This window comes from Streptomyces sp. BK208 (genome assembly GCF_004364245.1).
Taxonomy (GTDB): Bacteria; Actinomycetota; Actinomycetes; order Streptomycetales; family Streptomycetaceae; genus Streptomyces.
The window spans coordinates 443,895-465,471 of sequence record NZ_SOAV01000006.1; the positions used below are offsets into that span (position 1 = coordinate 443,895).

The 21,577-nt window shown below is 73.0% G+C and carries 17 protein-coding genes; 12 read left to right on the forward strand and 5 right to left on the reverse strand.

The features are described from left to right. Nucleotides 1–156: 156 nt before the first annotated feature. Nucleotides 157–1,557 carry an FAD-dependent oxidoreductase gene (locus EV562_RS18050; RefSeq protein WP_166661856.1) on the reverse strand — a complete coding sequence of 467 codons (1,401 nt, stop codon included), beginning with the start codon at nt 1,555–1,557 and terminating at the stop codon, nt 157–159. Nucleotides 1,558–1,654: 97 nt separating this feature from the next. Between EV562_RS18050 and EV562_RS18055 the strand changes: the two genes are divergently transcribed. After that, nucleotides 1,655–2,305: a TetR/AcrR family transcriptional regulator gene (locus EV562_RS18055; protein ID WP_133887809.1), complete on the forward strand. Its 651-nt coding sequence runs from the start codon at nt 1,655–1,657 to the stop codon at nt 2,303–2,305. Here EV562_RS18055 and EV562_RS18060 read toward each other — a convergent pair. Both EV562_RS18060 and EV562_RS18065 read right to left on the reverse strand, forming a co-directional pair. Then, complete coding sequence (locus EV562_RS18060) at nt 2,290–3,300, reverse strand: class I SAM-dependent methyltransferase (RefSeq protein WP_133887810.1); 1,011 nt, start codon at nt 3,298–3,300, stop codon at nt 2,290–2,292. The genes EV562_RS18055 and EV562_RS18060 overlap by 16 nt on opposite strands. 129 nt (nt 3,301–3,429) lie before the next feature. Next, a complete protein-coding gene (locus tag EV562_RS18065; RefSeq protein WP_133887811.1) occupies nt 3,430–4,377 on the reverse strand; it encodes a class I SAM-dependent methyltransferase in 948 nt (315 codons plus the stop codon). A 360-nt stretch (nt 4,378–4,737) separates the two neighbouring features. Here EV562_RS18065 and EV562_RS18070 point away from each other — a divergent pair, with 360 nt between their 5' ends. Genes EV562_RS18070 through EV562_RS18080 form a run of 3 tightly spaced genes read left to right on the forward strand, consistent with a single transcriptional unit; the run spans nt 4,738 to nt 9,076 of the window. Then, the gene (locus EV562_RS18070) at nt 4,738–7,551 is read left to right on the forward strand and encodes a YfhO family protein (RefSeq protein ID WP_133887812.1); all 2,814 of its coding nucleotides are present in this window, start codon (nt 4,738–4,740) and stop codon (nt 7,549–7,551) included. A 20-nt stretch (nt 7,552–7,571) separates the two neighbouring features. Further along, entirely contained in the window at nt 7,572–8,522 is a 951-nt protein-coding gene (locus EV562_RS18075; protein ID WP_133887813.1) for a glycosyltransferase family 2 protein, read from the forward strand. Next, the gene (locus EV562_RS18080) at nt 8,522–9,076 is read left to right on the forward strand and encodes a GtrA family protein (RefSeq protein WP_133887814.1); all 555 of its coding nucleotides are present in this window, start codon (nt 8,522–8,524) and stop codon (nt 9,074–9,076) included. The genes EV562_RS18075 and EV562_RS18080 overlap by 1 nt, the downstream gene beginning before the upstream one ends. A gap of 28 nt (nt 9,077–9,104) precedes the next feature. Here the strand turns inward: EV562_RS18080 and EV562_RS18085 are convergent, their stop codons facing one another. Continuing rightward, on the reverse strand, nt 9,105–10,439 hold the full coding sequence (locus EV562_RS18085) for a polysialyltransferase family glycosyltransferase (RefSeq protein WP_133887815.1): 1,335 nt from the start codon (nt 10,437–10,439) through the stop codon (nt 9,105–9,107). After that, a complete protein-coding gene (locus EV562_RS18090) occupies nt 10,436–11,416 on the reverse strand; it encodes a glycosyltransferase family 2 protein (protein WP_133887816.1) in 981 nt (326 codons plus the stop codon). Before EV562_RS18090 ends, EV562_RS18085 begins: the two co-directional genes overlap by 4 nt. A gap of 198 nt (nt 11,417–11,614) precedes the next feature. Here EV562_RS18090 and EV562_RS18095 point away from each other — a divergent pair, with 198 nt between their 5' ends. The 8 genes from EV562_RS18095 (at nt 11,615) to EV562_RS18130 (ending at nt 21,356) form a co-directional block, all read left to right on the forward strand. Beyond that, nucleotides 11,615–13,021 carry a DUF6716 putative glycosyltransferase gene (locus tag EV562_RS18095; RefSeq protein ID WP_133887817.1) on the forward strand — a complete coding sequence of 469 codons (1,407 nt, stop codon included), beginning with the start codon at nt 11,615–11,617 and terminating at the stop codon, nt 13,019–13,021. Between the two features lie 140 nt (nt 13,022–13,161). Further along, nucleotides 13,162–14,475 carry an N-acylneuraminate cytidylyltransferase gene (locus EV562_RS18100; protein ID WP_133887818.1) on the forward strand — a complete coding sequence of 438 codons (1,314 nt, stop codon included), beginning with the start codon at nt 13,162–13,164 and terminating at the stop codon, nt 14,473–14,475. A gap of 13 nt (nt 14,476–14,488) precedes the next feature. Next, complete coding sequence (locus EV562_RS18105) at nt 14,489–15,427, forward strand: N-acetylneuraminate synthase family protein (RefSeq protein ID WP_133887819.1); 939 nt, start codon at nt 14,489–14,491, stop codon at nt 15,425–15,427. Between the two features lie 43 nt (nt 15,428–15,470). Further along, the gene (locus tag EV562_RS18110; RefSeq protein WP_133887820.1) at nt 15,471–16,538 is read left to right on the forward strand and encodes a hypothetical protein; all 1,068 of its coding nucleotides are present in this window, start codon (nt 15,471–15,473) and stop codon (nt 16,536–16,538) included. 114 nt (nt 16,539–16,652) lie between these two features. After that, a complete protein-coding gene (locus EV562_RS18115) occupies nt 16,653–17,225 on the forward strand; it encodes a DinB family protein (RefSeq protein WP_133887821.1) in 573 nt (190 codons plus the stop codon). Nucleotides 17,226–17,503: 278 nt separating this feature from the next. Continuing rightward, on the forward strand, nt 17,504–18,742 hold the full coding sequence (locus tag EV562_RS18120; protein ID WP_133887822.1) for a M20 family metallopeptidase: 1,239 nt from the start codon (nt 17,504–17,506) through the stop codon (nt 18,740–18,742). 159 nt (nt 18,743–18,901) lie between these two features. Beyond that, nucleotides 18,902–19,942, forward strand: coding sequence for a BMP family ABC transporter substrate-binding protein (locus EV562_RS18125; protein WP_133887823.1), 1,041 nt, complete (start codon nt 18,902–18,904; stop codon nt 19,940–19,942). Nucleotides 19,943–20,309: 367 nt separating this feature from the next. Next, nucleotides 20,310–21,356 (forward strand): BMP family ABC transporter substrate-binding protein, encoded by a 1,047-nt coding sequence (locus tag EV562_RS18130; protein WP_133887824.1) that lies wholly within the window; start codon nt 20,310–20,312, stop codon nt 21,354–21,356. Nucleotides 21,357–21,577 lie beyond the last annotated feature (221 nt).

Sequence of the window (21,577 nt, forward strand, 5' to 3'; positions counted from 1 at the left end):
GCACCAGACCCCGCTCGGGTCGGCAACAGGGCACCGTCGCCCGGAGCCGGCCTGATCCGAACGACACCCCCTAGCCGGAGGACGTCGTCCGGATCCTGCCGATGCCGCGGGGTCCGGCCCAGGACACCCCGTCGGGCGGCGACCGGACCCCCGGCGTCAGGCCGGTCCGAAGCGGGCCAGGTAGCCGCCGAGCCCGGTCGCGTCCTCGCCCGCCCAGCCGACGTAGCCGTCCGGCCGGACCAGGAAGAGCCCGGTGCCGTACCTCGCGTGTCCGGGCCCCCGGACGACGGGCACCGACTCCGGCACCGGGGGCGCCGCGGCGCCCAGTGCCAGCAGCGTCCAGTGCGGTCCGCGGAACGCGTCGAAGAGCCGGACGCCGCCCACGGTGCCGTCGGGCGCGCGGTCGCCGGCCCGCAGGGCACCCTCGGGGACGGCACGCGTCTCCACCGTCAGGGACGAGTCCCGGTATCCGATCCCCATCTGCCGGGTCTCGCCGCCGCGCCGCACCTCGCCGCGGTGGACGGCGGTCGACAGGTCCAGCATCCGCGCGGCGACCGGGCGCCGTTCCTCCTCGTAGCTGTCCAGGAGGGCGGCCGGGGCGCCGCCCGACAGCACCGCGCCCAGCTTCCAGCCCAGGTTGTAGGCGTCCTGGACGCTGGTGTTCAGCCCCTGGCCGCCCGCGGGGGAGTGCACGTGCGCCGCGTCGCCGGCGAGGAAGACCCGGCCCGCGCGGAAGCGGTCGGCCAGGGCCGCCCGCGGCCGGAAGTCGGAGGTCCAGCGCACCTCGGTCACGTCCTCGGCGGCGATGTGCGAGCGCCGCGCGACGACCTCGCGCACGCCGTCCGGTGAGGTGTCCACGGCGGCGCCCTCCGGGAACCGCGCCACCACCTGGAAGTCCTCGGTGCCGGCCAGCGGGCAGACGGCGAGGAAGTCCTCGCCGTCCCGGGGCGGGAAGACGTGCCAGTTGTCGCGGTCCAGGCCGCTGATCCGGACGTCCGCCACCAGCGTCGGGCTCGGGTCGACGGTCTCGCCGGTCATGCCGATGCCGAGCGCGCGGCGCACCGCCGAACGGCCGCCGTCCGCCGCGACCAGGTAGCGGGCGCGTACCGTCCCGCCCGCGGCGAGGTGCGCGGTGACGCCCGTGCCGTCCTGCGTGACACCGGCCACCTCGTGGCGGAAGGCGACCTTGCCGCCCAGTTCGGCGAGCCGCGCCGCCAGGATCTCCTGGGTGCGCCACTGCGGCACCATCCACGCCCGGTTGTACGGCGAGTCCTCGCTCGGCTCGGCCGGCTCGAACATCTGGTGCTCGCCCACCCGCTCGCCGTCGCGCCAGACCATGCCGACCGGGTAGGGGCCGCCCACCGCGTGGATCGCGTCGACGATGCCGAGGTCGTCGAAGACCTCCATCGTGCGGGGCTGGAATCCCTTGCCCCGCGAGCCGGGGAACAGCTCTCCGGCCCCCTCCAGGACCAGCGCGTCCACCCCGCGCCGGGCCAGGTCCACACCGAGGGCGAGGCCGGTGGGGCCGGCGCCGACTATCAGCACGTCCGTGTCCAGGGCGTGCGTATCCGTGACATTCACCGGCAAGTCTCCTTAACGACGTTAAGTTACGTCCGGGTCCGAGGATGGACCTAACGCCGTTAAGGTGTCAAGCGTGAGTACGGAACGACGCGCCCCCCTCGACCGCCGACGGGTCGCGGACACGGCGCTGGAGCTGCTGAACGAGGTCGGACTCGACGGTCTGACCCTGCGCACCATCGCCAGGGAGCTGGACGTCAAGGCGCCCGCCCTCTACTGGCACTTCAAGGACAAGCAGGCCCTGCTAGACGAGATGGCCACCGAGATGTACCGGCGGATGGTCGCCGGGACACCCCTCGACCCGGCCGACACCTGGCGGGAGCGGCTGCTCAAGGCCAACCGCGGCCTGCGCGCGTCCCTGCTCGCCTACCGCGACGGCGCCAAGGTGTTCAGCGGTTCACGTTTCACCGGCGCGGTGCACGCCGAGTACATGGAGGGCACCCTGCGGTTGTTCACCGCCGCGGGGTTCACCCTGGCCCAGGCGGTCCGGGCGACCACCACGACGTACCAGTTCACCCTCGGCTTCGTCACCGAGGAACAGGGCGTCGTTCCCGTGCCCGGCGAGCGCCGAGAGGGCTACGACGTGGACGAACGCGCCCGCCTGCTGGCCGACTACCCCCTGACGGCCGCGGCGGGCGCGGAGATCTTCACGGACCACGACCGGCACTTCGAGGAGTCGCTGGCCCTGGTGATCGAGGGCGTCGCGGCCACCTACGGCCTCGACTGAGCCGCTCTCCCCGCCCCCGCCGCCTTCGCCCGCCGGGCCGCCCGGTGGCGGCGCACCGCGCGCGTGACCAGTGGCGGCAGCAGGTCGAGCGCGAGCCGCCGGGTGCGCTCCCGCGGGGCCGGCGGGCGAGCCGCCCGGGCCGGCGGACGGGCCTGGGCGGTCCGGCCCGCCGCCGGTGCGGCGTCCGCCCGGCCCGCGTCCGGCGCCGGAGCCGGCACCGCGGCGGGCGCCGGGTGCCGTGAGGACGGCAGCGAGGGCGGCCGCAGCCGCTTGCTCCTGGCGCGGGTCCGCACCAGCCGCTGTGCGGCGGCCCGCTCCACGGTCACGGCGATGTCCTCGCGCCCGCGCAGCGCCGCCAGCAGCTCCTCCTGCACGGGCTCCGGGTCGCCCCAGGTGCCGTACAGCTTCTGGCTGCTCAGGCAGACCGGGCGCAGCCCGCGGTTGAGCACCGCCTCCCAGGCCGCGACGGCGACGCCCGGGGTGTGCTCGCTGCGAAAGTCGTCCAGGACGACGATGCCGTCGGGGCCCAGCAGCTCCCTGGCCGCCCCGATGTCGCCCTCGACGTGCTCGTACAGGTGCGAGGCGTCGACGTGGACGAAGCGGCAGGAGCCCGGCGCGACCCGGTCGACGACCGCGGAACTGGGCGCCTCGATGATCGTCGGCAGGGTGTCGTGGAAGGAGAGGTAGTTGCGCTCGAAGGCCTGGCGGGTGAGGGAGGAGTACGACTTCGCCGCCTCCGCCCGGTTGGCGGCGTCCGGCGGCTCGGCCCCGAACAGGTCGCAGACGGTCAGGGTCTCGCCGTCCCGCAGGTGGTGCCCCAGCAGGATCGCGCTCTTGCCCAGGTAGGCGCCCAGTTCGAGCAGGTCGCCCCGGGTGTGCAGCCGTTCCTGGCGCTCCAGGAACCAGGAGAACAGCACCTGGTCGAGCGGCCAGAACCAGCCGGGGACGTCGTTCAGCTCTCCGGGGTACTCGTGCGTCTCTTGCGCAGTGGCCATGAGGCGAGGATGCCCCCTCGGCCCCCGAAAGGGAGGGGGCGCGCGCGATCCGATGGGCAGAAAATCGCACGAATTGCCCAACGTGTCCGGCCCGGCACCGCGCGCAGCCCGGTCCTGCCGCTCGGCCCGTCAGGCCGCCCGGAGGTACGCCGAGCGGGCCGCCTTGCCCAGGAAGGTGAAGCGGGTCTTCCCCCGGAGGCGGTCGTCCAGGGCGTCCTTGATGCCCGGCCAGCGGGGATCGCCGTAGTCGTCCAGGACCACGATCGCGCCGGAAGCCGCGATCTCCTCCGCCCACTCGAGATCCTGGGCGACGCCCTCGGCCGAGTGGTCTCCGTCCACGACGATCACGCCGTAGCTGCGGTCCGCCACGGCCGCCCGGGTCTCCGGGTCCTCGGAGAAGCCCTGCCGGATGCGTGCCGCGGCGCCCGCCGGGCCGGCGAGGGCGAGGTTGGTGCGCACGGCGTGCTCGTCCACCGGCGCGCCCGTGGGGTCCGGGCGCTGGTCGGTGCCCGGCTGGAGCTGCACGCCGGCGAAAGGGTCGACGATGGTCAGGTGCGGGCTGCGGCCGTCGCGCTCCATCATCCGGACCAGCCCCGTGGAGAACATGCCGTACAGGGTGCCGATCTCCAGGATCTCGTCGTTCGGCGGGTCCAGCAGCGGGATCGTGCCGAGCTTGCCGCAGATGTTCATGGTGCCGCCCGCGATCCGGCCGACGCCCAGCGACTCCAGCGCCACCAGGAGCCGGAACGCGGCGGCGACGTTGCGCACCGCCGCGTCGCGGTCCCCCGACAACTCCGCGACCTCGGCGTACAGGTGCTCCAGCGAGGCCTCGCCCACCATGCGGGAGATGCCGCGGCCGTCGGGGCCGAGCAGCAGCTCGAAGGTGAGCTGCCGGTGCCTGAGCACCTCGACGTCACGGGCCAGCCGCTCGGTGTCCGGGGCGGCCGGTGCCGTCCCGGCGTCGGTCCGGCGGACCGCCGAGCGGACCTGACGCTCGATGCGCTGGTCTATGAGGTCGGCCACCGGGCGCAGCAGACGCCGGGACACCGAGCTGCGGAGCAGGGAGCGGCTGTTCATGGAGCAGGGGCCTCTATCCGTCATGGGGGAGATGCGTCGGACACGTGGGAGGTGGCGCACAGGCTAGCCCAGGAAATGCGCAACCGAATTTTCCGGCGGGCCGCCGCGAAAGATCCAATTAACCCCCGCGCCACTTTCAGGATGCATGAAGTTTTCCTTTCGGTCGACGGAATGCGACTCGAATTGATTGTTCCGGCGGGCCGTGGGCGCGATTGGTCATTGATTATTCCCCCATAGTTCACCGGCTGTGGCACAACAAGGGGGGAACAGCCCCGGTCTAATCGGTCGGACAAGCGCGCAGGGAGTGACGTCCCCACAGGAGGCGCTGTACGCGACGAATTTGCTTGGGGTCCGCCGAGAATGATTCGCCCAATCCTGCGCGGCAGACCGCGGCGGGCCGCCGCACTGCTGGCCGCGGCCGTCACCGTCATCGCGTTCTGCGCGGCCGACGCCGTCGCCCGCAGCTACCCCTTCGGCCCCCGCACCCGCGCGGTCAACGATCTGGGCAACCAGTACGTGCCGTTCCACGCCCACCTGTGGGACCTGCTGCACGGCCGGTCCGACGGCGGGCTGCTCGTCAACTGGCAGTCCGGGTACGGCTCCAGCTTCCTGCCCGACCTCGGTACGTACCTGAGCAGTCCGTTCGCCCTGCTCGTCGCCCTGTTCCCGAGGGACGAGATCGACCTGGCCGTCTACGCGGTCACCGTGCTGAAGACCGCCTGCGCCGGGGCCGCCATGGCCTGGCTGCTGCTGCGGCTGCGCCCCGGCCGCTGGTGGGCCGCGGGGCTGCTGGGCGCCGCGTACGCGCTGTGCGGCTGGTCGCTCGCCGACGCCTCGTACAACCCGATGTGGCTCGACGGTCTCGTCGCCCTGCCCCTGCTGTGCCTGGTCGGGGAATGGGCGCTCACCGGACGGCGCCGGCTGTCCGGCGTGCTGATCGTGGCGCTCGCCTGGATCGCCAACTTCTACACCGCGTACATGGCCACCCTCGGCGCCGGTCTCTTCCTGCTGCTGCGGCTGTGGCTCTCCGGCCTCCCGCGCCGCCCGGCGTGGGCGGCGGCCGGCCGCGCCGCGGTCACCGTGGCCCTCGGCGTCGGCCTGGCGGCACCGCTGGTCACGGTCGTCTACTTCGGCACCCGGCACGCCTACCCGGGGCGCGTCACGCACTTCGCGCCGGTCGGGACCGAGGACCTGCTCGCCCGGCTGCTTCCGACGACGTACGGATTCGGCAGCCCGGCGGTCTTCGTCGGCACCGCCACGCTGCTGCTCGCCCTCGCGCTGCCCTTCCACCGGGCCGCCCCCGTGCGGGTGCGCGCCGGCTGGACCCTGCTGGTGGCCGCCGTCGCGCTGTCGATGCAGTGGACGCCGACCCATCTCGCCTGGCACGCCTTCGCCACCCCCAACGGCAGTCCCTACCGCCAGACGTTCGTGCTGTGCGCGCTGCTGGTCGTGGCGGCCTGGCACACGCTGTCGTACGGCGTGCCCGCCCGGCGCGCGCTGGCGTCGGCCACCGCACTGCTCGCCCTCGTGGCGGCCGTCGCCAGCCGCAGCGGCCTGGTGCACTCCTACGCCTGGCCGGTACTGCTCGCGGCCGTCGCCGGGTCGCTCGGCGGGCTGCTCCTGCTGCGGCACCTGGAGACCGTCCGGCCCGTCGCCGCCGCCCCCACGGCCCCGGACGCGGGGGACGGCAGTGCCCCGCGGACGGCCGCCCCGCGGACGGACGCCCCAGGCCGCGGTGCCCGTCCGGGCCACCGCGCGGCGCTCGCCGGGCTCGCCGCCGTCCTCCTGGTCGGCGCCCAGGTCGGCGAGGCCGCCGCTACCTCCGCGGTGGCCACCCGGCTGCGCCTGAACCACCTGGACGACTACGCGTCCTGGGGAGACCGGCAGCGCGGTCAGGCGGAGGCCGTGGCCGGGGCCGACGGCTGGCCCGCCCACCGCACCGACCCCGGCCGGGAACAGACCGTGGGCAACGACCCGATGGTGGTGGGCGGCCAGGGCGCCCAGTACTACAGCAGCCTCACCGCGGACGTCCTCAGCCGCACCCTCACCGCCCTCGGCGACGGCTGGACCTCGCGCGGGCGGAACGTGCAGAGCCTGGACAACGCCGTCACCGACGCGATCTTCTCGGTGGGCGCCCGGGTCCACTCCCCGCCCGACCAGCACCAGAGGTGGAATCCCCGCGACCGCACCCCGGTGACCGTGTCCCGGCAGGACGTACCGCCCCTGGTGACCGTCCGGCCGCCCGCCGCGCCCACCGCCCGCACCGGCGTCTCCGCCTTCGGCCCGTCGCCCTACCGCAACCAGGAACTGCTGCTCGGCACCCGCGTCTACACGGTGCCCGAGCTGACCGTGCGCACCGGCGACGGCGGCCGGCCCGACCGGGCGACCGGAGACAGCGCGACCGGAGACCGCGCGACCGGAGACAGCGCGACCGGAGACAGCGCGACCGGAGACAGCGCGGCCGGCGACGGGACGGGCACGGTGATCGAGGCCCCCCGCACGAAGGCCGCCGAAGGCCGACGGCCGACGATCACGGCCCGGTGCCCGGCGGGCAGCGAGGTCTACCTCTGGGCGCCGCACTTCTCCGGCACCGCCCGCCTCACCGCCACCCCGGCCGGCCCGCTGACCGGCCGCTTCACCTCCGACGCCGCCAAGATCGCCGCGATGCAGCGGCTCGGCACGGCCCCGGCGTCCGGCCCGGTGCGGATCGAGCTGTCGCCCACCCGGACCGGCACCGTCCCGGACGGCGCGGTCGGCTGCCTCGACACCGCGCGGCTGCGCACCGCCGTCCGGGAGCTCAAGGACACGGGCGCCGAAGAGGTGACCGTCTCCGACGGGACCGTCCGGGCCAGGCTCCCGGCCGGCAGCACGGGCACCGCCGTGGTCGCCGCTCCCCGGATCGCCGGCTGGCGCTGCGCGGCGGACGGGGCCGGGGCCGAACCCGCCCGAACCTACTACGGGCTGATCGCCGTCCCGCTGGACGGCTCCGCGACCGGCATCACCTGCACCTTCCACCCGCCCGGCCTGCGCCTGGGCACGGCCGTCGGGGGCGTCTCGCTCCTGACCCTCGTCCTGCTCGGCACGCTCACCGCCGTCCGCCGACGGCGCCCCGCGCCCCGCCCGGAGCCGCGCACCACCGCGCGACCGCGCGAGCGCACCACCAGCACCCTCTGACCCGCGCCCCGGAGACCACCATGCTCATATCGATCGTCGCCCCCTGCTACAACGAGGAAGACGTCGTCGAACGCTTCCACACCGCCGTGCAGCAGGTCGCCGACGACCTGCTGCCGCTCGGCCACGACATGGAGTTCGTCTACGTCGACGACGGCAGCCGCGACCGGACGCTCACCCTCCTGGAACAGCTCGCCGTACGCGACCCGCGCGTCCGCTTCGTCTCCTTCAGCCGCAACTTCGGCAAGGAGGCCGCCCTCCTCGCCGGACTGCGCCACGCCTCCGGCGACACGGTGGTGGTCATGGACGCCGACCTCCAGCACCCGCCGGAGCTGATCGAGCGCATGGTCGAGCTGCACGGCCAGGGCTACGACCAGGTGCTCGCCCGGCGCAGCCGGCGCGGCGACCGGTTCGCCCGCACCCTCACCGCCCGCCTGTACTACCGACTGGTCAACCGGCTCGTCGACGTCGAACTCGTCGACGGCGTGGGCGACTTCCGGCTGCTGTCCCGGCGTGTGGTGGACGCGGTGCTGGCCCTGACCGAGTACAACCGCTTCTCCAAGGGGCTGTTCGCCTGGGTCGGGTTCCCCACCACCACCTTCGAGTACGAGAACGCCGTGCGCGAGCACGGTCGCAGCTCCTGGACCCTGAAGTCCCTGCTGAACTACGGGCTCGACGGGCTGCTGTCGTTCAACAACCGCCCGCTGCGCGCCGCCCTCCACCTCGGCATGGTCCTGCTGACCTTCGCGGGGCTCTACACGGCCTGGATCGTGGGCGCCGCGCTCGTCAACGGTGTGGAGACGCCCGGATACGTCACGATCATCACCGTCGTGACCGCCCTCGCCGGGGTGCAGATGGTGATGCTGGGCGTGATCGGGGAGTACACCGGCCGGATCTACTACGAGGTCAAGGGGCGCCCGCACTTCCTGGTGAAGGCGAGCAACGTGGAACGCGCGAAGGACCTCATCCGCTGATGCGTACCGTCACCACCGGCCCGATGCCGAGACAGATCGCGACCTTCGCGGTGGTCGGCGTCGTCAACACCGGTCTGTACTACGGCCTCTACCTGCTGTTCCTCGTGCGCCTGCCCTATCTCCTCGCGCACGTCCTCGCGTTCCTGCTCAGCATGGTCGGGTCCTTCTTCCTGAACGCGCGCTTCACCTACCGGACCCGGCCGACCTGGCGGAAGTTCCTGCTGTTCCCCCTGACGAACGCCGCCAACTTCGTGATCACCACCGCCGGGGTGTACGTGATCGTGGACGTGCTGCGGGCCGGGAGCCGGTTCGCGCCCCTGCTGGCCTCCGCGGCGGCGATCCCGGTGACCTTCGTGGTCTCCCGCTGGATCATGATGCCGAAGCCGCAGGACCAGCGGGACCAGCGGGACCAGCGGGACCAGCGGGACCAGCGGGACACGCAGACCGCTCGGACCGCTCTCGTGCCCGAAACGCAGAGGGCGCCCGCCGAGGCGGACGCCCTCCGGGAGTCGCGGTCCGGGCCCGGCGGACCCGTGCGGTCACGGCACCGCTAGCGGGTCCTCGCCGGCACCGGCCCCCGCCTCACCGCCTGATCGAACCCCGGATGGCCCGCGCCCGCCGCACCACCTTGCGCGCCGCGGAATTGCGCGGCAGGAAGGCCAGCCGCTCCGGGATACCGCCGGGCAGGCCCAGCGAGGTCAGCCGCCGCTTCTTGAAGTACCGGCGGGTGCCGGCGTTCAGGTTGCCCCGCAGGTACTCCTCGGCCGCCGGGCGCAGCCCGGGAAGGATCCTCGGCTGCATCGCGAACCCGACGGCCCGCACGAGCGCGGCCAGGGCGTCGGTGTCCAGGCCCCGCCGGCCCTCGGCGACGGCGGCCCGGTCGGCGGGCCCGGGCAGCAGGGCGTCCACGATGGTGACCGGGACCCGGTTGCTGTTCTCGTACGGCGTCAGCCGGTCAAGCAGGATCTCCGTGCCGACCCGGGCGACGGGCAGCCGGTACAGGGCCGAGGCCGTCAGCAGCGCCGTGGAGAAGCAGCCGATCACCAGCGCCGGGCGCATCCGCTGGTACAGCACCTCGGCAAGGACCGGCGTGTCGAGGACGGTGAGCTCGACACCCAGCTTCTCCGCCTCCTGTTCCAGCGTGCGGACGAAGCGGGGCGGCGCCGTGGGGTGCGGCTTGAACACCACGCGGGAGTGGCCGAGCCCGACGGCGCCCGTCAGCATCTCCACGTGCAGGCTCTCCTCCTCCTCGGTGGAGAGGATGCCCAGCGCCGACAGGTACTGGCCGAGGAGCAGCGCCGACCCCTCGCCCTCGGGCAGTGCGACGCCGGTGTCCGCCGACTCGGCCAGCACCTTGGTGAACGCCTCGGTGGGCACGATCTCCGCCGGGACGTCGAACTCGGTCAGCAGCAGGGGCGCGAGCCCCGGGACCAGGTCGAGGTGGAGCAGCCGCTCCACCCGGGTGCCGACCAGCGGGTCGAGCTTGACGCGGGTGGGGCCGTAACTCATGAGGCCGTCGGCGTACACGGTCAGGGGCGCGTCGGTGAAGATCTGCGCCACGCCGAGCGCGGGGTGCACCTGGATCGACTCGACGACGAGTGCCACGTCGTCCTCGCCCAGCTCCCAGGCCAGCCGCAGGTGCCGCTCCCACAGGGGCGCGTCCTCCACCCGCGGCGACCAGCCGCCGGGATGGAAGGGGAAGATCGTCTCGTTCCAGGAGACCACGTCGTCGAACCGCGGCCGCAGCCGCTCGAACCCGGGCATCTCGTCCAGGGCGGGGGTCGTCTCGGGCGTCGCCGCGTTGTTGGAGACCAGCAGGATCCGCCGGTCGGCCGGGTCGAAGCAGCCGGCGTCCAGGGCCGCGGCGAGCGTGGCCGTGCCGTACAGCGTCGACGCCAGGAAGATCTGCGTACTCACGCCGCCACCTCCGCACCCGGCAGGGCCCGGCGGCGCAGCCGGCGCAGCAGCGTGGCGCGCTCGGCGTCCATCGTGCCGAGCACCTCGTCGAGCGCGTCCTGCGGCATCCGTCGCAGAGCGGCGGCGCTCATCGCCTTCAGTTTGCGGGCCACGGCAGGCTCGAACCTTTCGACGGAGCCGAGATGGTGGGAGATGATCGCGCAGTACGTGCGCACGGCCTTCGGCAGCAGACGCGCGGCGTCGATGTCCCCGGCCGCCCCCGCGACGACCTCGTCGAAGGCGCGGATGAAGTCGAGCTGGCGGACGTCGCCGATCTGGGTGAGCGAGGACGCCACCCCGCGCCGGTAGAAGACGCCGAGCAGCCCGGTCACCGCGAACGACTCCGCCTCCCGGTGCAGCTTCCAGATCCAGGGCCGGTCCTCGGCGGTGCGCAGCCCGTCGGTGAAGTGCAGCAGACCGCGCTCGGCCAGCCGGCGGTGGTACACGCCGGCCCACGCGTAGGCGTAGTCGACGGAGGTGGACCGGTGGGCGGGGAGGATGGCGTCGCGCGGGTGCAGCCGGACGTTGCGGCGGCCGACCGGCACCCGGTGCACGACACGGGCCCGTGCCGTGCACTGGACGTGGTCGGTGCGCACGAAGTCGCAGCCCAGCTCCTCGATCGCGGCGACGAGCCGGCCGTAGTGGCCCGGGGCCAGCCAGTCGTCCCCGTCCAGGAACGTCAGGTACTCGCCGCGCGCCCGGTCGATGCCGGTGTTGCGGGCGGTGGCCAGGCCGCCGTTCTGTTCGTGTCGGACCAGCACCGCCCCCGGCAGCTCGGACTCGGCCCGCGCGAGAAGGTCCGCGGTCCCGTCGGACGAGCAGTCGTCGACGAGAATGAATTCGAAGTCGTCCCGCGCGTTCGCGCGCAGACTTCGCAGAGTGTCGGGTGCGTATTGCCGCACGTTGTAGAACGGCACGATGACGGAGAGCTTTGGCACGTGAATGACGTTAGGTGCCGACCCGGCACCGGGCTTTACCTGAACCTTGACACGCGGTGAACGAGGTATGGCGAAGCGGTGAAGCGCGCGCTGTCCGGGGCCCGGAGCGGCCGGATTTCCTATTCGGCGGTGTGCCGTTCACCATCTGTTGGATTCCGGTTGGGCGGTTCCTAGAAAAGCGTTCCTAACGTCTACGGCGTGCCAGCAAGTGCAACGAAGGCCCTGCGAGTCGCCGTCCTGGCGGACTCCGACACCCGGTGGAAATGGGGCGCGCTCACCGCGACCCGCATCCTGCCCGACGGCCCCGGGGAAGCGGAGATCCGCCTCGACGGTTACCTCCTGCGCGGCCGAGCCACCCCCACCGCCCGCCAGCTCCGGGAAGTCGGCGTCAGCGCGGACTCGCTCCGCGAGGTGACCGCCGTCGAGTTCCTGCGCGCCATGGACGGGGCGCGGGGCGAGGAGTCGTACGACGTCCTCGTCCTCGCCCTGGTCGGCGGCGGCGTCCAGGCCATGCTGCACGGGCTCGGCCGGGTCTGGCAGGACCGCCCCGAGCGGCCCGTGGTCGTCACCGGATACGTCGGCGTCGTCTACGAGAAGCTCGCCGACGGCCTGCTGCTGCGCCACGGCGCCGACCTCGTCCTCGCCAACTCCCGCCAGGACGCGGACCGTTTCCGCGCCGTGTACGAGGGGGTCGGCGCCGACGCCGCCGCGGTCACCGAGGTCGCCCTGCCCTTCCTGGGCGGAGCCGCCTACGCCGGTGAGCCGGGCGGGACGGAGGGCGACGGACAGGACGGTGAGGACCGGCGGCACGGCGAGGACCGGCAGGGCGGCGGGGGCCGCGCCCACACGGTCGTGTTCGCCGCCCAGCCCTCGGTGCCGGACAACCGCGCGGACCGTACCTACCTCCTCGACAGGCTGATCCGGCACGCCCGCCTCCACCCCGAGCGCGAGGTGCTGCTCAAGCTGCGCTCCAGGCCCGGCGAACACACCACGCACATCGAGGAACTGCCCTACCAGAAGCTGGTGCAGCGGGCCGACCCGCCGGCCAACTTCCGCCTCGTCTACGGGCACATGGGCGACGTCCTCGACCGCACCGACCTGCTGGTCACCATCAGCTCCACGGCGGCACTCGAATCGCTGCACCGCCGTATCCCGACCGTCGTCCTCAGCGACCTGGGGGTGCGCGAGGCGCTCGGCAACCACCACTTCGTGGGGTCCGGCTGCCTCGCCTCCTGGGACCAGCTCGACGCGGGCCACCGTCCGGCGCCCGACCCCGAGTGGGTCGCCCGGCAGGGCGTGGCGGCCGACGGCGGCTACGACACCGCCTTCGACGCGGCCCGCGGGCGCGTCGCGGCCCTGCTGGCCCGGCCCGGCGGCCTGCCGCCGCTCGCCCCCTACTACTCCCTGGTCACCGCACCCGGCTACCTCCCCCGCATCCTCGCCCGCCACCACCTCGCCCCCGACGGCACCCCGCTGCCCGGGGCCCCGGCCGCCGAGCGGCCCCCCGGCCCGGTCCGGCAGGTGGTGCGCCGCGCGGCCCGCGGCGCCTACCGGCACGGCGTCCAGCGGGTCGCCCCGGTGATCCGGCGGATGGGGGAGCTGTGAGCCGCCCGGCACCGGTCACCGGCCCGGCACGGACGGCCGGCCCGGCACCGGGGTCCGCCCCGGCACCGGGGTCCGCCCCGGGACGGGGGTCCGCCCCGGGACGGGGGACCGCCCCGACACCTGCGCAAGGAGCAGATTCCATGTCCAACCCGCAAGCGGGCCACGGTGCTTCGGTGCGCCGGGTGCTCGCCGTGATCCCCGCGCGCGGCGGCTCCAAGGGAGTGCCCGCGAAGAACCTCGCCCCCGTCGGCGGCGTCCCCCTGGTGGTGCGCGCGGTGCGCGAGTGCCGGGCCACCCGTCTCGTGACGGACGTGGTCGTCTCCACCGACGACCAGGCCATCGCCGCCGCGGCCCGCGAGGCAGGCGCCGAGGTCGTGCTGCGGCCCGCCGCCATCGCCGGGGACACGGCCACCTCCGAGGCCGCCGTGCTGCACGCGATGGACACCCACGAGGCCCTGCACGGCGCCGCCGTCGACGTGGTGCTGCTCGTCCAGTGCACCAGCCCGTTCCTGGTCCGCGAGGACATCGACGGGGTGGCCGGCGCGGTCGTCGAGGACGGCGCCGACAGCGCGGTCACCGTCGCCCCCTTCCACGGCTTCGTCTGGCGCGACGGCGCCGAGGAGGCGGGCGGGGCCGAGGGCGGCCACGGCGTCAACCACGACAAGTCGTACCGTCCCCGCCGCCAGGACCGGCCCCAGGACCTGCTGGAGACCGGCGCCGCCTACGCCATGGCCGCCCGCGGCTTTCGCGAGCACCGGCACCGCTTCTTCGGCCGCACCGACCTGGTCCGCACCGACCCGGCCCGCGTCCTGGAGGTCGACGACCCGCACGACCTGGCCCGCGCCCGCGCCCTGGCTCCGCTCTTCGACGCGGACCGGCCCGGCGCGCTCGCCGTCGCTCCGCCCAGCCGGCTCCCCACGGCGGCCGACATCGACGCCGTGGTCCTCGACTTCGACGGCACCCAGACCGACGACCGGGTGCTGATCGACTCCGACGGACGGGAGTTCGTCTCCGTGCACCGCGGCGACGGACTCGGCATCGCCGCCCTGCGCCGCAGCGGCCTGACGATGCTCATCCTGTCCACCGAGGTGAACCCGGTGGTCGCCGCCCGCGCACGCAAGCTGAAGCTCCCCGTGCTGCACGGCATCGACCGCAAGGACCTCGCCCTGGAGCGGTGGTGCGCGGAACAGGGCATCGCCCCCGACCGCGTGCTCTACGTCGGCAACGACGTCAACGACCTCCGGTGCTTCGCCCTCGTCGGCTGGCCCGTGGCGGTCGCCAGCGCCCACGACGCCGTACGCGGCGCGGCCCGCGCCGTCACCACCGTCCCCGGCGGCGAAGGCGCCGTACGGGAGATCGCGACCTGGCTCCTGGGCCCGTCGCTCGACGCCCTCGACCCCGTCGACACCCCCCTGACCACCCTCGTGTCCCCCACGCTCACCCAGTCCAAGTAAGGAACCTCCCGCCATGACCAGCAACTCCCGCATCCGCACCTTCGGCACCCGCGAGGCCGGCCCCGGCCGCCCCGTCTACATCACCGGCGAGATCGGCATCAACCACAACGGCGAGCTGGAGAACGCCTTCAAGCTGATCGACGCGGCCGCCGAGGCCGGCTGCGACGCCGTCAAGTTCCAGAAGCGCACGCCCGAGATCTGCACCCCGCGCGACCAGTGGGACATCGAGCGGGACACCCCCTGGGGCCGCATGACCTACATCGACTACCGCCACCGCGTGGAGTTCGGCGAGGACGAGTACCGCCGGATCGACGAGTACTGCCGGACCAAGGACATCGCCTGGTTCGCCTCCCCGTGGGACACCGAGGCCGTCGCCTTCCTGGAGAAGTTCGACGTGCCCGCCCACAAGGTCGCCTCCGCCTCCCTGACCGACGACGAGCTGCTGCGCGCCCTGCGCGCCACGGGCCGCACGGTCATCCTCTCGACGGGGATGTCGACCCCCCGCCAGATCCGCCACGCGGTCGAGGTCCTCGGTTCCGACAACATCCTGATGTGCCACGCCACCTCGACGTACCCGGCGCAGGCCGAGGAGCTCAACCTCCGCGTCATCAACACCCTCCAGCAGGAGTACCCGAACGTCCCGATCGGCTACTCCGGCCACGAGACCGGCCTGCAGACCACGCTCGCCGCCGTCGCCCTCGGCGCCGTCTTCGTCGAGCGCCACATCACCCTCGACCGCGCCATGTGGGGCTCCGACCAGGCCGCCTCCGTCGAGCCGCAGGGCCTGACCCGCCTGGTGCGCGACATCCGCACCATCGAGGCGTCCCTCGGCGACGGCGTCAAGAAGGTCTACGACTCCGAGCTGGGCCCCATGAAGAAGCTGCGCCGCGTCACCGGCGTCGTCGCCGAGGCGGAGATCGCCGCCGCCGCGGGCGAGCCCGTCACCGTCTGATCCCCGGTCACCGAGCCACTCACGACGGGACGGTCCCCCACCGATGAGCCCCCGCGCCGGGAACGCCGGCCCCCGCACTCTCGCCTTCGTCGAGAGCCCGGTACAACTGCTGAACGTGCTGGAGTGGGCGCACACCCGCGCACCCGGCGCGGAGCTCACCCTCGTGGTCCTCTCGCCCGTCGACCCGATGACCCGCGGCCAGCTGCGCCGCATGGCGGAACTGGCCCGCAAGGAGGGCCACGAGATCCGCTGGGAGGAGGCGCGCGGCGGCGCCACCGCCCCCTTCCGCACGGTCGGCGGCCTGACCGCCGAACTGCGGCGGGCGGAACGGATCGTCATGGGCGACCCGTTCTCCCGCTACGTGCAGCTGCTCCTCACCATCACCCGCGCCCACGACCTGGTCGTCGTCGACGACGGCACGGCCACGATGGAGTTCGTCACCCAACTGGCCCACGGCGAGCGCCTGGTGCGCTGGCACCGCAAGGGCAGCCGGCCCGGCCCGCGCGACCTGCTCTTCGCCCCCGTCTCCCGGTCCGCCCGCCACCGCCTCACCCCGACCCCCGAGCGCCAGGTCTCGGTCTTCTCCTCCATGCCCATCGAGGACGTACCGGACGGCGTCACCGTCGCCGCCAACGACTTCACCTGGACCAGGGCCCGCTTCGGCCCGCCCCGCATCACCAAGGGCGCCGACATGGTCGGCACCTCCCTGGTGGAGACCGGCGTCGTCGACGCCGACCGCTACGTGGCCGCCGTGCACGGGCTGGCGAAGACCCACGGAGCCGCCCGCTACTTCGCCCACCGCCGGGAGAGCGCCGAGAAGCTGCACCGGCTGGCCGTGGAGACCGGCCTGCAGATCGTCCGCCCCGACCTCCCCCTGGAGCTGATCGCCCGCCGCGGCCCGATCGGCCGCACCGTCCTCAGCTTCCCCTCCACCGTCGTCCACACCCTCCCGCTGGCCCTGGCCGGCACCGAGGTCCGCGTCGCCGTCTGCGACATCGACCCCGCCTGGCTCACCGAGACCGCATCCCCCCGGGCCCGCGGCTTCCTGAGCGGCGTCACGGGCTCCGCCCGCGACGTGCACCGCCTGTCGGCGGTCGCGGGCACCGGCTGAGGAACCGCGGCGCGGGGCAGCGGGGTGCGCGGCAGCGCCGGGCGGGTCAGCGCGGCGCGGGGCGCGGGTGAAGGTGCTGTACAGGGCGTGGTCCCAGGAGGATGCTGAGCGACCATGAACCCTGTCGAACAGACGTCCGTAAGTCAGGCCCCGCATGCCGCACCGGTTCCGGACGCGACCGCGGGAGCGGTCCCGGACGCGGAGATCCGTGCCCTGCTGACGTCCCTGGACGGCCAGCGCCGCCATGTCCTCGGCATCCTCGACGGACTCGGCCCCGACGACCTGCGGCGGCCCGTACTGCCGTCCGGGTGGACCTGTCTGGGGCTCGTCCAGCACCTCGCCCTCGACGTGGAGCGGTTCTGGTTCCGCGCGGTGCTGACCGGCGACGAGGCCGTCCGCCGGGACCTGGCCGGGACCGGCGACGCGTGGCAGGTGGACCCCGGTCTCCCCGTCGCCGACGTACTGGAGCGCTACCGCGCGGAGACCCGGCTCGCGGACGAGGCCGTACGGGCCCGCACCGCCGACACGCCCCTGGCCTGGTGGCCGCACGACCTCTTCGGCGCACCGCATCTGCACACCCTGCGGGACGTCCTGCTGCACGTCATCACGGAGACCGCCTGTCACGCGGGGCACCTCGACGCCGCCCGCGAGCTGGTCGACGGCCGCCGGTGGCTCGTGCTGACCTGAGGCGGGCGCGTCCGGCAGGTGGAACAGGGCGCGTGGGACGGACGGTGCGTGGTAACCGTGAAGAGAGCACGGGTGCCGGAGGACGGACGCCGGGAATCGGACGGTGTCCCAGGTGAGCCCGACGAACGACTCGGTCGGAAAGGCGGCCGAGTTTACCCAAGTGAGATGATGGCTATGCGTAGGGCGGTCGAGTTTCTTCCCCTAACGGGCTGAATTTTTGTTGATCGTGGGTCCACCGGTCGCTCGGGCGCCCTACGCTGCAAAGGGTGAACGCGTTGATGTCCCCAGAGTCCGAGGCCGACACTCCCGGTGAAGCCACGCTGCCCGGCACCTTGCCGGACACGCTGCGCGCGGAGCTCGTGGCCTTCCGCCGCGATCTGCACATGCACCCCGAGCTGGGCAACCAGGAGTTCCGCACCACCGCCGCGATCAAGGAACGACTGGAGCGGGCCGGTCTCAAGCCGCGCGTGCTCCCCGTCGGCACGGGACTCGTCTGCGACATCGGCGCCGACACCGACTCGGGGCAGTGGTCGGGCGGACCGCGCATGCTGGCCCTGCGGGCCGACATCGACGCCCTGCCCATCCCGGACACCAAGAACGAGTGCGCCTACCGGTCCCAGGTGCCGGACCGCGCCCACGCCTGCGGGCACGACGTGCACACCACCGTCGTCCTCGGCACCGGCCTGGTGCTCGCCGCCCTGCACGAGCAGGGCCTGCTGCCCCGGCCCGTACGGCTGGTCTTCCAGCCGGCGGAGGAGGTGCTGCCCGGCGGCGCCGCGGACGCCATCGAGGGCGGTGCGCTCGACGGTGTCCGCCGCATCCTGGCCGTGCACTGCGACCCCCGCGTGGACGCCGGGAAGATCGGGCTCAAGGTCGGCCCCATCACCTCCGCCTGCGACCGGATGGAGATCGCGCTCAACGGGCCCGGCGGTCACACCGCCCGCCCGCACCTGACCACCGACCTGGTCACCGCCGCCGCCCGCGTGGCCACCGACGTGCCCGCGCTCGTCGCCCGGCGCGTCGACAGCCGCAGCGGACTCGCCCTGACCTGGGGGCGGATCGAGTCCGGCCACGCCCCGAACGTCATCCCCCAGCACGCCGAACTCGCGGGCACCGTGCGCTGCCTCGACCTCGACGCCTGGCGGCAGGCGCCCGACCTGGTGATGGGGGCCATCGACGAGATCGCCAACCTGTACCGGGCCAAGTCCGAGATCACCTACGTCCGCGGCGTCCCCCCGGTCGTCAACGAGGTCACCAGCACCGAGCTGCTCCAGGCCGCCATGGTCGCCCGGCGCGGCACCGACGCCGTCGAGAGCACCGAGCAGAGCCTCGGCGGCGAGGACTTCTCCTGGTACCTGGAGCACGTGCCCGGCGCCATGGCCCGCCTCGGCGTCCGCCCGCCCGGCGAACGCACGGTCCGCGACCTGCACCAGGGCGACTTCGACGTGGACGAGCACGCCATCACGGTCGGCGTGGAGATGTTCACCGCGGCGGCGCTCATCGACGCCGTGCAGTAGAAAGTCCCCCTTCGATCCGGTCGTTCACAAGGCGGTAACAGGCCAGCGGCACGAATGGGTAACGGCGCCCCGCAACCCCGTTCCCAGGAGGTTCTACGCGCGTTAATGTGCGCCGAACCGAGCGCCCGCTGCGGGGCTTTGGAGAATGGGGAACTTCAGATGCGTCGGATTTCGAGACTGACCCGCGTCGCGGTGGGGGTCGCGTCGCTCGCCCTCGCCGCCACGGCCTGCGGCGGCACCAGCGGAGGAAGCGGCGACGGCGACGACGACAAGGGCCTCGCCATCGCGTACGACGTCGGCGGCAAGGGCGACCAGTCCTTCAACGACGCCGCGTACGCCGGTCTGGAGCAGGCCAAGAAGGAGTTCGGCTACAAGACCGCCGACATCGAGCCCACCGACGGCGAGACGGACGCCGACAAGGAGCAGCGCCTCACCTCCCTGGCCAAGCAGGGCTACAACCCCGTGATCGGCGTCGGCTTCGCCTACGGCCCGGCCATGACGGCCGTCGCGGCCAAGTACCCGGACACCACCTTCGGCATCGTCGACTCCGTGGTCGAGGGCAAGAACGTGGCCTCCCTCGTCTTCGCCGAGAACGAGGCGTCCTACCTGGCCGGTGTCGCCGCCGCCAAGGCCAGCAAGACCAAGACGGTCGGCTTCGTGGGCGGTGTGAACGTCCCGCTGATCCACAAGTTCGAGGCCGGCTTCGCGCAGGGCGTGAAGGACACCGACCCGAAGGTCAAGGTGCTCTCGCAGTACCTCACGCAGACCGCGGAGGAGGGCGGCTTCTCCAGCCCCGACAAGGGGAAGGCCGCCGCCGAGGGCCAGATCGAGAAGAAGGCCGACGTCGTGTACGCGGCGGCCGGTCTCTCCGGCCAGGGCGTGATCGAGGCCGCCGCCAAGGCGAAGATCTGGGCGATCGGCGTCGACTCCGACCAGTACAAGCAGGAGGCCCTCGCGGCCTACAAGGACTCGATCCTGACCTCCGCGCTCAAGGACATCGACGGCGCGGTCTTCGCGCTGGCCAAGTCCGTCGAGGACGGCAAGCCGCTCACCGGCACCCACACCTTCGACCTGAAGTCCGACGGCGTGGGCCTGTCCGACAGCAACCCGAAGTTCGCCGAGGTGTCCGGTGCCAAGGAGGCCGTCGACAAGGCCAAGGCGGGCATCGTCGGCGGCTCCATCAAGGTCAGGACCGAGTAGCCACGGCGCCCGCCGCTCACAGCGGCACGGCACGGCACGGAGCCGGCGAAGCGGACGGGCACCCCCGGGTACCCGTCCGCTTCCACGTGCCGCCCCGCCGGCGACCGGCCCCCTCCTCGCGGTGCGCGGCACGAGGGCCCCGGCGCCGCCCCCCAGCGGGGCGTGACACAGGCCCCCGGGCGTCACCCTCCGCCACCCCGCGTTTGCGCCCGGCAAGCCCGGCGCCCCCGTCGGCGTCCCCTTGCTCACGGGCGGATAACAAGGTGGACAGAAGGGGTTTTCAGGCAGGTCTACGCGCGTTAATCTGCGGCGAAGCCAGCGCCGCAGCCGAACCGTCCCCGGCGCTTGTACGACAGGAGCACCAGACATGCGCCGGATTTCCCGGATCACGGTCGCAGGCGCAGCGACCGCCTCCCTGGCCCTCGCCCTCGCCGCCTGCGGTGGTACCTCGACCGACTCCGGCTCGGAGTCCAAGGGGGACAAGGGCCTCGCCATCGCGTACGACGTCGGCGGCAAGGGCGACCAGTCCTTCAACGACGCGGCGTACGCCGGTCTGGAGCAGGCCAAGAAGGAGTTCGGCTACGAGACCGCCGACGTCGAGCCCACCGACGGTGAGACGGACGCCGACAAGGAGCAGCGGCTCTCGTCGCTGGCGAAGCAGGGCTACAACCCGGTCGTCGGCATCGGCTACGCGTACGCCACCGCGATGAAGAACGTCGCGGAGAAGTACCCGGACACCACCTTCGGCATCGTCGACGACGCCACGATCGAGGCGAAGAACGTCGCGGACCTGGTCTTCAACGAGCAGGAGGCGTCCTACCTGGCCGGTGTCGCCGCCGCCAAGAGCACCAAGACCAAGACGGTCGGCTTCGTGGGCGGTGTGAACGTCCCGCTGATCCACAAGTTCCAGGCCGGCTACGAGCAGGGCGTCAAGGACACCGACCCGAAGGTCAAGGTCGTCTCCCAGTACCTCACGCAGACCGCGGAGGAGGGCGGCTTCTCCAGCCCCGACAAGGGCAAGACCGCCGCCGAGGGCCAGATCGAGAAGAAGGCCGACGTGGTCTACGCGGCGGCCGGTCTCTCCGGCCAGGGCGTGATCGAGGCCGCCGCCGCCAACAAGGTCTGGGCGATCGGTGTCGACTCCGACCAGTACAAGCAGGAAGCCCTCGCGAAGTACAAGGACTCCATCCTGACCTCGGCCACCAAGGACGTCGCCAAGGCGGTCTACAGCCTTGCGAAGTCGGTCGAGGGCGGCAAGCCGGAGACCGGTATCGTTCGGGGCGATCTGAAGTCCGGCGAGGTCGGTCTCTCGGACTCCAACCCGAAGTTCGCGGACGACGCCGAGCTCCAGGCAGCCATCAAGACGGCCAAGGAGAAGATCATCAGCGGCGAGATCAAGGTCAAGAGCAGCTGAACGGCTGAGTAGCACCTGCAACACCTCGAACAGCGTGTAACCGCGCCGGTTGCGCCGAGCGGCGGGGTACGGGAAGAGCGGCCCGAGAGTCGTCCTCCTCGTACCCCGTCGTGTCGATGCGCCGCCGCCGCTTTTAGATGCCGTAGGGGCGCTACGCGCGTAGACGGCCCCCGTCCTCAGGAGAGTGCGCCATCAACGCGTCCAGCAGCCCTCCGGCCGGA

Coding starts and splice junctions, on each gene's coding strand:
- EV562_RS18075 (WP_133887813.1), top strand. CDS start 7,572: ATGCTCATATCGATCGTCGCCCCCTGCTACAACGAGGAAGACGTCGTC.
- EV562_RS18110 (WP_133887820.1), top strand. CDS start 15,471: ATGAGCCCCCGCGCCGGGAACGCCGGCCCCCGCACTCTCGCCTTCGTC.
- EV562_RS18080 (WP_133887814.1), top strand. CDS start 8,522: ATGCGTACCGTCACCACCGGCCCGATGCCGAGACAGATCGCGACCTTC.
- EV562_RS18115 (WP_133887821.1), top strand. CDS start 16,653: ATGAACCCTGTCGAACAGACGTCCGTAAGTCAGGCCCCGCATGCCGCA.
- EV562_RS18060 (WP_133887810.1), bottom strand. CDS start 3,300: ATGGCCACTGCGCAAGAGACGCACGAGTACCCCGGAGAGCTGAACGAC.
- EV562_RS18130 (WP_133887824.1), top strand. CDS start 20,310: ATGCGCCGGATTTCCCGGATCACGGTCGCAGGCGCAGCGACCGCCTCC.
- EV562_RS18065 (WP_133887811.1), bottom strand. CDS start 4,377: ATGAACAGCCGCTCCCTGCTCCGCAGCTCGGTGTCCCGGCGTCTGCTG.
- EV562_RS18120 (WP_133887822.1), top strand. CDS start 17,504: ATGTCCCCAGAGTCCGAGGCCGACACTCCCGGTGAAGCCACGCTGCCC.
- EV562_RS18105 (WP_133887819.1), top strand. CDS start 14,489: ATGACCAGCAACTCCCGCATCCGCACCTTCGGCACCCGCGAGGCCGGC.
- EV562_RS18070 (WP_133887812.1), top strand. CDS start 4,738: ATGATTCGCCCAATCCTGCGCGGCAGACCGCGGCGGGCCGCCGCACTG.
- EV562_RS18125 (WP_133887823.1), top strand. CDS start 18,902: ATGCGTCGGATTTCGAGACTGACCCGCGTCGCGGTGGGGGTCGCGTCG.
- EV562_RS18100 (WP_133887818.1), top strand. CDS start 13,162: ATGTCCAACCCGCAAGCGGGCCACGGTGCTTCGGTGCGCCGGGTGCTC.